Annotated in this window: 8 protein-coding genes and 1 pseudogene; 3 read left to right on the plus strand and 6 right to left on the minus strand. The window is 76.1% G+C overall.

What is annotated here, in order from left to right; all coding sequences use genetic code 11:
• Positions 1-10: 10 nt before the first annotated feature.
• The 6 genes from KSNIM_RS30195 to KSNIM_RS30220 all read right to left on the minus strand — a co-directional run bounded on the left by KSNIM_RS30195 (position 11) and on the right by KSNIM_RS30220 (position 4,121).
• Positions 11-856, minus strand: coding sequence for a biotin-dependent carboxyltransferase family protein (locus KSNIM_RS30195; protein ID WP_263106294.1), 846 nt, complete (start codon positions 854-856; stop codon positions 11-13).
• On the minus strand, positions 849-1,517 hold the full coding sequence (pxpB, locus tag KSNIM_RS30200) for a 5-oxoprolinase subunit PxpB (protein WP_263106295.1): 669 nt from the start codon (positions 1,515-1,517) through the stop codon (positions 849-851). The genes KSNIM_RS30195 and pxpB overlap by 8 nt, the downstream gene beginning before the upstream one ends.
• Positions 1,517-2,293 (minus strand): LamB/YcsF family protein, encoded by a 777-nt coding sequence (locus KSNIM_RS30205; RefSeq protein WP_263106296.1) that lies wholly within the window; start codon positions 2,291-2,293, stop codon positions 1,517-1,519. Before KSNIM_RS30205 ends, pxpB begins: the two co-directional genes overlap by 1 nt.
• Before the next feature lie 199 nt (positions 2,294-2,492).
• On the minus strand, positions 2,493-2,777 hold the full coding sequence (locus tag KSNIM_RS30210; RefSeq protein WP_263106297.1) for a hypothetical protein: 285 nt from the start codon (positions 2,775-2,777) through the stop codon (positions 2,493-2,495).
• A gap of 43 nt (positions 2,778-2,820) precedes the next feature.
• On the minus strand, positions 2,821-3,564 hold the full coding sequence (locus tag KSNIM_RS30215) for a ferritin-like domain-containing protein (RefSeq protein WP_263106298.1): 744 nt from the start codon (positions 3,562-3,564) through the stop codon (positions 2,821-2,823).
• Positions 3,561-4,121, minus strand: a complete 561-nt coding sequence (locus KSNIM_RS30220) for a hypothetical protein (RefSeq protein ID WP_263106299.1) — start codon at positions 4,119-4,121, stop codon at positions 3,561-3,563. Before KSNIM_RS30220 ends, KSNIM_RS30215 begins: the two co-directional genes overlap by 4 nt.
• Before the next feature lie 149 nt (positions 4,122-4,270).
• Here KSNIM_RS30220 and KSNIM_RS30225 point away from each other — a divergent pair, with 149 nt between their 5' ends.
• The 3 genes and pseudogenes from KSNIM_RS30225 to KSNIM_RS30235 form a co-directional block, all read left to right on the plus strand.
• The gene (locus tag KSNIM_RS30225; RefSeq protein ID WP_263106300.1) at positions 4,271-5,803 is read left to right on the plus strand and encodes a hypothetical protein; all 1,533 of its coding nucleotides are present in this window, start codon (positions 4,271-4,273) and stop codon (positions 5,801-5,803) included.
• A gap of 208 nt (positions 5,804-6,011) precedes the next feature.
• Positions 6,012-6,884: a hypothetical protein gene (locus tag KSNIM_RS30230; protein WP_263106301.1), complete on the plus strand. Its 873-nt coding sequence runs from the start codon at positions 6,012-6,014 to the stop codon at positions 6,882-6,884.
• 144 nt (positions 6,885-7,028) lie between these two features.
• Positions 7,029-9,107 (plus strand): annotated as a pseudogene (locus KSNIM_RS30235) (hypothetical protein); the annotation flags it as partial.

Here is a 9,107-nt window from a genome sequence, read left to right on the forward strand (position 1 = left end):
CCCGCGCGGATCAGCCGCGGCGGGGCGCGAAGCGCAGCGGCGTACCCGGCCGGGCCTGCGCCGCCGCCGCGAGGTCGGCCCGCGGGACGACACCGATCACCGGGTAGCCGCCCGTGGTGGGGTGGTCCGCGAGGAAGACCACCGGCAGGCCGTCCGGCGGCACCTGCACCGCGCCCAGCAGCATGCCCTCGCTGGGCAGTTCGCCGCTGCGCAGCCGGGCCACCGGCGAACCCTCGGTGCGCAGCGCGATCCGGTTGGACGCCCCGGCCACCCGGTACCCGGCGACCGGCGGCGGGCCGGCGAACCAGTCCGCGTGCGGCCCCGGCATCAGCCCCAGCACCAACTCGCGCGGCGGGCCGGGCAGCGGCACCAGCTCCGCGGCCGGCCCCGGCCGGAGGCCACCGACCGGCAGCCGGTCGCCCTCGGCCAGCGGCGCCGGGCCGAGGCCGGAGAGCAGGTCGGCCGACCGGCTGCCCAGCACCGGGGGCACCGCGATGCCGCCGGCCACCGCGAGGTAGGTGCGCACCCCCGAGGTCGCGGCGCCCACCTCCAGCAGTGCACCGGCCGGCACCCGGACCGCCGCACCCCAGGCGGCCGGCCGGCCGTCCACCCGGACGGGCGCGGGCGCGCCGGTCACCGCCACCACGACCGGCTCCGAGGGCCGCAGTGCCGTCCCGCCGAGGGTGGTCTCCAGCCCGGCCGCGTCCGGCGGATTGCCGAGCAGCCGGTTCGCGGCCCGCAGCGCCGGTTCGTCGAGGGCGCCCGCGCGGGGCACACCGAGGTGCGCGACGCCGCGCCGCCCGAGGTCCTGCACGGTCGTCAGCGGACCGGGCCGCACCACCAGCAGTTCAGCCACCGGCCACCGCCTCGAACCGGACCCGGGTGCCCGGCGCCAGCAGCGCGGCCGGCTCGCGCCCGGTGTCCCACAGCCGCAGCGCGGTGTGCCCGAGCAACTGCCAGCCGCCGGGGGAGGAACGCGGGTAGACGCCGGTGTACGGCCCCGCGAGGGCCACCGACCCGGCCGGGACGGCGCTGCGCGGGGTCGCCCGGCGCGGCACGTGGTACCGCTCGGGCAGCCCGGTGAGGTAGCCGAAACCGGGGGCGAACCCGCAGAACGCCACCCGGTACTCGGCCCCGGTGTGGATGCGCACCGCGGCCTCCGGAGAGACGCCCCACAGGGCGGCGATCTCGGCCAGGTCGGCACCGTCGTACACCGTCGGGACGGTCACCGACGGGCCGTCGGCGGGAGGCAGGTCCGGCAGCTCCCAGCCGGCCAGCGCCCGGGCGAGTGCGGTGCGGTCGGCGACCCCGTCCAGCAGCACGGTGCACGCGGCCGGCACGATCTCGACGACGGCGGGCAACTCGTCACGGCGGGCCAGCAGTTCGGCGTAGAGGGCGGCGACCCGCTCGGCGCTGCCGGCGGTGACGAGCAGGGCGTCCTCGCCGACCGCACGCACAACCGGGCGCAGAACCGGCCGGGGCGCCGCCCCGGCCTCCTCGGGCTGCTGACCCGGCATCAGGTGAACGCCTCCACCCGCACCCCGGCCGAGGCGAGCGCCCCGCGCACCCGCCAGGCCAGCTGGGCGGCGCCGGGCGTGTCCCCGTGGACGCAGAGCGAACGGGCGCTGACCGCCACCGTCTCACCGTCGGCGGCCGCGACAGCGCCGTCCCGGGCCAGCCCCACCGCGCGGGTGATCACCGCCTCCGGGTCGTGCACCACGGCGCCGGGCTCCCGCCGCGGCACCAGTGTCCCGGCTCTGGTGTAGGCCCGGTCGGCGAAGGCCTCGGCGACCACCGGCAGGCCCACCCCCTCGGCCACGGCCAGCAGTTTGGAGTCCGGCAGGCCCAGCACCGGCAGCGGCCCGTCACAGACCGCGCCCGCCCGCAGCACCCCGGAGACCACCGCCTCCGCCTGCTCGTCGTCGGCCACCACCCGGTTGTACAGCGCACCGTGCGGCTTCACGTACGACACCCGGGAGCCGGCCGCCCGCGCGAAGACCTGCAAGGCGCCGATCTGGTAGGCGATTTCGTCGGCGAGCTCGTCCGGCGGCACGTCCATCGCGCGCCGCCCGAAGCCGGCGAGGTCCCGGTACGAGACCTGGGCGCCGATCCGGACACCGCGCTCCGCGGCCAGTGCACAGACCCGGCGCATCGTCGACGGGTCACCGGCGTGGAAGCCGCACGCCACATTGGCGCTGGTCACCACGGACAGCAGGGCCTCGTCGTCGGTCAGGGTCCAGCGCCCGAACCCCTCGCCGAGGTCCGCATTGAGATCGATCACCGCGTCCGCCACGCGCCAGTCCGCCTTCCAGCAGCTCCTGGTGGTGATCGTAGGGCCTGATCGTTTGCGCGGGCGCCGGGCCCGTCGCCCGGGCACAGGGATTTGCCGAACGGCCGTCACCCGTTCGCCTCCGGCAGGGCCCCACCGGGCCGGACGGACCCGTCCGGCGGGGGAGTTGGGGCGGCCGGCAGAGGCCCGGGGCACCGCGCGGTCACACCAGGACGACCGCCAGCACGAACAGGGGCACGACGGAGACGACCCACATCGCGGTGCCCGCGGCGCAGGCCCGCACGGTCCACAGTCCCACCCGGACGGGGCCGAGCGGACCGCCGCCGTGGACCCACCGCCCGGTCGGCGCGCAGTTCGCCGCGGGGCCCAGGCGGAGCGACAGCCACCACGTCAGGACACCGATCGGCGACCGCGTGAACTCTCCCACCGTCCCGGGCGTGGCGGACCAGAGGACGTGCAGCGCGACCTGGACCGCCAGGCCGGCCATCAGCACCCCGAGGCCCGGGACGCCGACCCGCCCGTCCGCGCCGTCACCGGTCCGGCCTCAGCGCCCGGGCCGCCTCGGCCGCCACCGCCGCCGACCGGGCGACGAACCGCAGCCGGCGGACGCCCAGCACCCGCAGTGCCGGGCCGTGGTCCAGCGCGACGAACCCGGCCGCGGCGGTGGCGAGCAGCCGCCAGAAGGCGACGGCGGGGGAGTGCAGCGCAGCGGGCAGCAGGCCGATCGACTCCCGCAGCCGCAGGCAGTGGAAGGGGATGTGCCGCAGCTCGTCCGCGGCGATCCGGCCGGCGACCTCGGCGACCAGCCCGTCCGCGGCCCCGTCCCGTACGGCCCGGTAGTACGGCACGGCGACCACCTCGGCCACCAGCAGCACCATCAGCTCCAGCCGCAGGCCGAGCGTCCGGCGGAAGCGGACGAAGAGCGCGTCGCTCCAGTGCGAGCCGAGCAGCGGTGTCCCGGCGGCCCGCAGCAGTGCGGCCAGCAGCCGGGCGTGGTTCTGCTCCTCGGCGACGAACAGCCGGACGGCGGCCGCGTAGTCGACGTCGCCCGCCGCGTCCGCCTTGCCGATCAGGTTGGTCCCGTCGCCGTCCTCGCCCACCTGGAACTTCTGCAGGCTGCGCAGCAGGGCGGCGGACGCCCGGGCGCCCCGGGACCAGTCCGGGTCGCCCAGCTCGGCGCGCCAGGCCGCCTCGGCGGTGAAGTGCGCCACCCAGCAGGCGAAGTCCAGGCGGTCGAGGCCCGCCGGTGCGCCGGTGACCGTGCCGGCGGTCATCGGACGGGGGCCGGGGCGGTGAAGCCGTTCGGCACGGTGACGGCCCGGGACCACTCGAGGCGGCGGACCGCCCGCAGCACGATCAGCAGCGGGACGGCACCGACCACTCCGAACGACATGTCGATGAATCGCCAGTAGAGCGGGATGCCGCGCAGCGGGCCGCAGACCAGCGCCAGCGGCAGGACCCCGGCGCAGGCCAGCAGTGCCCACCGGATCACCCAGACGTTGCGCACCGGGTCGCGCAGCGGCCCCCAGAACGCGGCGGCGATCACCAGGTGGGCGAAGGCCAGCCAGTCGGTGCCGTAGGCGAGGAACGGGTAGCGCGCATTGGTTTCGGCGATGCCGTCGCGGACCTGGGCCGCCCGCCCGGCGAGGGCCGGCCAGTGCCCGCCGACGCCGCTGCCGTCGATCGCGGAGGCCAGCCAGCGGGTCTCGGACTCCAGGGGGAAGGCGGTCAGGCCGCTCAGGACGAGGCAGACGATGAAGATCCACAGCCAGGTGCGGATGCGCCGCAGCGCGGCGTCCCGGTCCACCGCCGGGTCGGTGTCCTTGGTCATGGCCCGACTCTAGACCCAGGAATTGAACGCGTTCAAGTAGGAAACTGAACATGTTCAACTAGCGGTCGGGCGGCATCCAGGGGCGCCGGAACCGGGGCAACCAGGCTCGTTTCGGATGTTGTCGGTGCGAACCTCTAATCTTGTCCACCGTGACCGCCACCGCAGACCAGTCCGCCGAGTACGAGCTCCGGCCGCCCGCCGCAGCCGCCCGGCCCGCACCCGGCCCGGCCGCCGACGAGGGCCTCGCCCGCCGGCTCAAGGCGCTGGCCTGCACCGCACCGCTGCACGACCTGGACGCGCGCAAGGTCAACCTGGCCGGTGAGTACGGCTCGTACACCATGGCCGAGATCGGCCTCGCGGTGATCGACCTCGTCACGCTCAACATGGACTTCGACACCGGCGCCGACCGCGACATAGTGCTCGGCCGCCTCCAGCCCCGGATCGCCGCGCAGAACCCGACCCGCAGCACCGCCGAGCACGAGCGGGTCGGCCGCTGGGTGCTCGAGTCGCTGATCAACGTCGGCAGCGTCGACCGCGGCTTCCGCGCCGTCTACGGCACCTTCGGCCCGGACGGCGCCTACGTCCGCCGCGACTACGACTTCAAGCTCGTCGAGGAGGTGCCCGGGCCCGACGGCGGCGTCTACCTGCGCACCACCGACGAGGCCGTCAACGTGCTCGTCGGCGCCCTCGACACCGACGTCACCTCCGCCCAGATCGCCGCCGAGGTCAAGCTCGAGGTGCTGATCCGCCGCGGCCGCCTCGCCGACGCCCAGCTCGCCGCGGAACAGGCCCGCTACCGCACCGTCCAGTACGCCGAGACGCTGCGCCGCGCCCTGGAGGCCACCCGCCGCAACGTCCGCGCCGTCGACTGGATGGAGACCGTCCCCGACCTCATCGACGAGGCCCTGGACCACATCGCCGACCGGTACCGGCACGAGAACGCGATCCTCACCAACATCCGCAAGGCCCGCGACGAGAGCATCGAGCCCGAGCACAAGCGGCGCGCCGCCGAACTCGTCGACATCGTCAAGGACTGCATCCGCCGCCACACCCAGCTGCAGACCCGCCTGCTGGAGGCCGGCCCGCTCTTCCGCGCCGAACAGGACCGCCAGGCCTTCGCCGCCCCCAGCGCCCGCAGCGGCATCGACCTCTACGGGCACCTGCTGGCCCCGCTGCTCGAGCTGCCCGTCGAGCAGGCCGTCCGGCCCACCGACGCCTTCTTCGCCCGCGGCACCGGACTGCGGACACCGGTCTCCGTCCGGGTCGCCGACCTCGTCGACCTGCTGCTCACCCCGCCCGTCGAACGCGAGCACCTCGGCGCGGAGCTGCCCGAGCCGGACCTGGTCGCCACCCCGGACGACAGCCGCTTCAGCGAGGCCCAGCTGGAAGCCGCGCTCGACCTCCTCGACCTGCCCGCGGACGCACCCCGACGGCTCTCCGGCCTGCTCGCCGACGCCCGCCGCCAGGACCCGGACCTGCCCTACCTGGTCGCCCTGCTCGCCGTCCACGCCGCCAGCCCGCCGGTCGGCACCGCCTACCGCCAGGGCGAGGAACGCCTGCTCTTCGCCGTCGACGACGGCACCCACCTCGACGACCCCGAGTTCGGCGGCGCCGACCTCGTCGTCGGCAGCGCCCTCCTCGACGCCGCAGGCATGGCCGCCGACCGCAAGGAGGCAGGCTGATGACACACCTCCCGCGTACGGGACGCCCTCAGGGGCGCGTGGGGGCACCTCCCGGCCGCCAGGCCGGGGGAGGACTGCGCGAAGCGGAAGGCCACCGTCCCGCACCCGCCCCACCAGGGGCTCACCCCACCCCCCGCGTGCGCCTCCCCCGGATTGCGCAGTTCCCCGCGCCCCCCGCGGCCCACCCCTCTCACAAGGAGTCCCGTCCGTGACGATCAACCACGATGCGGCGTGGGCCCCCGAGGCGGAGCCGGTTCAGGCGCCCCTCACCCCCGCCGACGTCGCCGACGCCGCCCGGCTGGTCTCGTTCGGGCTGCAGGCCAAGCTGCTCCCGGCGCGGGACGCCGAGTACGCCGAGCTGGTCCGCCGCCACCGCGAGGACCCGCCGTTCGCGCGGCTCGCCGACGCCGTCGCCACCGGCATGGGCCTGGTGGTGCTGGAGGTGTCGCCGCGCGCCGGCATGGCCGTCGCCGCGGCGGAGGACTCGGTCTTCGCGGTCCGGATGGGCGACTACTCCCGACGGGCGGCGTCCGAGTCGACCGACCGCTTCCTGCACGGCCTCGCGCACCTCGCGGTGGCGGCGCTGGCCTTCCCCCGTCCCGAGGACCTCGCCGACGACGGCTACCTGGGCCGGGTGACCGTCAACGGCGTGGACGCCTTCGTCCGGCAGGCGTGCCGCCGGCTGGAGGAGCGGGCCGAGGCCCAGGGCGCGGTCACCGACCCGGCCAGTGACGCGCCCGGCCTGGAGGCGGCCTGGCGGGTGTGGGCCCGCCGTTCGTCCACCGGCGCCACGAAGGACGCCCGCCGTCTGGCGGGTTCCACCACCGGCATCGTCTCGAAGGCGGTGCTGTTCCTGGTCGACTCCGGGTTCCTGCAGAAGACCTCGGACGACGCGGGCGGCACTTTCCGCACCACGGCCCGTTATCAGTTGCAGGTCCGCGACCTCGCCGGTTCGGCCGCGATGGCGGAGCTCACCGACCTCGGTGTCGTCCCGGTGACGGACGGTACGGCGACCCTGATGCCCGCCGACGACTCCGACGAACTCGTCGCCGACGCCGGTCTGCCGTTCCACTCCCTCTGACCCTCCGACCCCCGACCCGGCCGAGCCACCGGCCACCGGCCACGGCACCCCGCCGAGCCACCAGCCGCCCGCGACGACACCCCGCCCCCGACACTCCGCGCCGGTCCCCGCCGACCGGCACCCACTCTGGAGAACCGCAGCACCATGTACGAGCTCAACCGGGTCCGCCTGTACTCGATCGGACCGGCCGGCGCCAGGTACGCCGACACGGTCCTCGACCTGCGCGGCGTCGGCGAGCCGGTGGCGGAGCCCGCCCCGCAGCAGATCGGCCTGTTCGGCGGCGAGCCGGAGGGCCCGCGCCGCCGTCCGGCCCCGGCCGGCGTGCTCTTCCTGGAGAACGGCGGAGGCAAGTCCGTCCTGCTGAAGCTGATCTTCTCGGTGATGCTGCCCGGCCACCGCAATACCCTGGGCGGCGCCAGCTCCGGCGTGCTGCGCAAGTTCCTGCTCGCGGACGACTGCGGTCACGTGGCCCTGGAGTGGCAGCACACCGTGACCGGCGAGCTGATCGTCGTCGGCAAGGTCAGCGAGTGGCGCGGCCGCCAGGTCTCCTCCGACCCGCGGAAGTTCGCCGAGCTCTGGTACTCCTTCCGGCCCGGCCCCGGTCTGACCCTGGACTCCCTGCCGGTCGCCGAGCGGGTCAGCCTGGCCGGCGACCAGAAGGCCCGCGGCCGCCGCCGCACCATGAAGGGCTTCCGGGACGCCATGGCGGAGGCCGGCAAGGCCTACCCGTACCTCGACCTCACCTTCGAGGAGATCCACGACCGCTGGAACGAGCACCTCGGCGAGCTCGGCCTCGACCCCGAACTCTTCCGCTACCAGCGGGAGATGAACGCCGACGAGGGCGAGGCGGCCGGTCTGTTCGCGGTGAAGCACGACGCCGACTTCACCGACCTGCTGCTGCGCGCCGTCACCGACACCCGGGACACCGACGGCCTCGCCGACCTCGTCCACGGCTTCGCCGCCAAGCTCGGCCGCCGAGCCGAGCTCACCGCCGAACGCGACTTCACCGCCGGCTCGCTGGACCTGCTGCAGCGGATCGTCGACGCCACCACCGCCCGCGAGAGCGTCCGCGAGACGCACCGCTCCGCCGAGCGCCGCACCCGCCGCCTCGCCCAGGCCCTCGGCGCCCGCGCCGCCGCCGAGCGGGACCGCGCCCAGGACCTCGCCGTCGAGGTCGCCGCCGCCGCGAGCGCCGTCACCGCCGCCGAGTCCGACCGCACCCGGCACTCCCTGATCACCGCCGAACTCACCCACCGGCACGCCACCCTGGCCCTGGCCGCGGCCACCGGCGAGGCGGCCGCCCTGCGCCGCGAGCTCCGCCGCCGAGGCCCGCGCCGAACTCGCCGCCGCCCGGGCCACCGACGCCCGGGCCGCCGCCGAACGCGCCCTCGCCACCGAGCAGCGCACCGCCGCCCTGCTCGCCGCCGAGCCCCGGCTCGCCGAACTGCTCTCCCTGACGCCCTACCAGGACGGCGCCGCCGAGGACGAGGGCTTCCTCACCCCGACCGTGCTGGACCGCAGCGCGGAGGACCTGCGCGAGCAGCTCGACCGGGCCGTCGCCACCGCCGAGCGCACCCTGTTCGACCTGCGCACCGCGGCCGCCGACGACTCCCGGATCCTCGCCGCGCTCGGCGACGGCGGCCTGCTGCCGCCCGGCCCCGACGTGCTCGCCACCGTCGAGTACCTCGGCGAGCACGGCATCCCGGCCCTGCCCGGCTGGCGCTACCTCGCCCAGTCGGTCGACCCGGCCGACCACGACGCGATCCTCGCCGCCCGCCCCGAGCTGGTCGACGGCGTGGTCGTCACCGACCCGTCCTCGCTCGACCGCGCCCGCGAGGCCCTGCAGGCCGCCGCCCTGCTGCCGCGCTCCACCGTCGCCGTCGGCACCTCCGCCGCCCTGATCGCCCCGATCCAGGACGAGCCGCCGTTCTTCCTGGTGCCGCCCAACCCGGCCATGCACGACGAGCGGGCCGCCGACGACGAGCGCCGAGAGCTGCGCGCCCGGGCCACCGCCCGCGAGGAGCACATCCGCGAACTCGCCGCCCGGCTCGGCCACGACCGGGCGCTGGCCGCCCGGCTCGCCTCCTGGCACGCCCAGTGCCCGCCCGGCACCCTCGCCGAGCTCACCGACGCCGTCCGCGCCGCCGGCGAGCAGGCCGAGACCGCCGCCGCGGTGCTGTCCGCCGCTCGCACCGAGCACGCCGAGGCGGAGGCCGACAACAC

The organism is Kitasatospora sp. DSM 101779, from assembly GCF_025655475.1.
Classification (GTDB): domain Bacteria; phylum Actinomycetota; class Actinomycetes; order Streptomycetales; family Streptomycetaceae; genus Kitasatospora.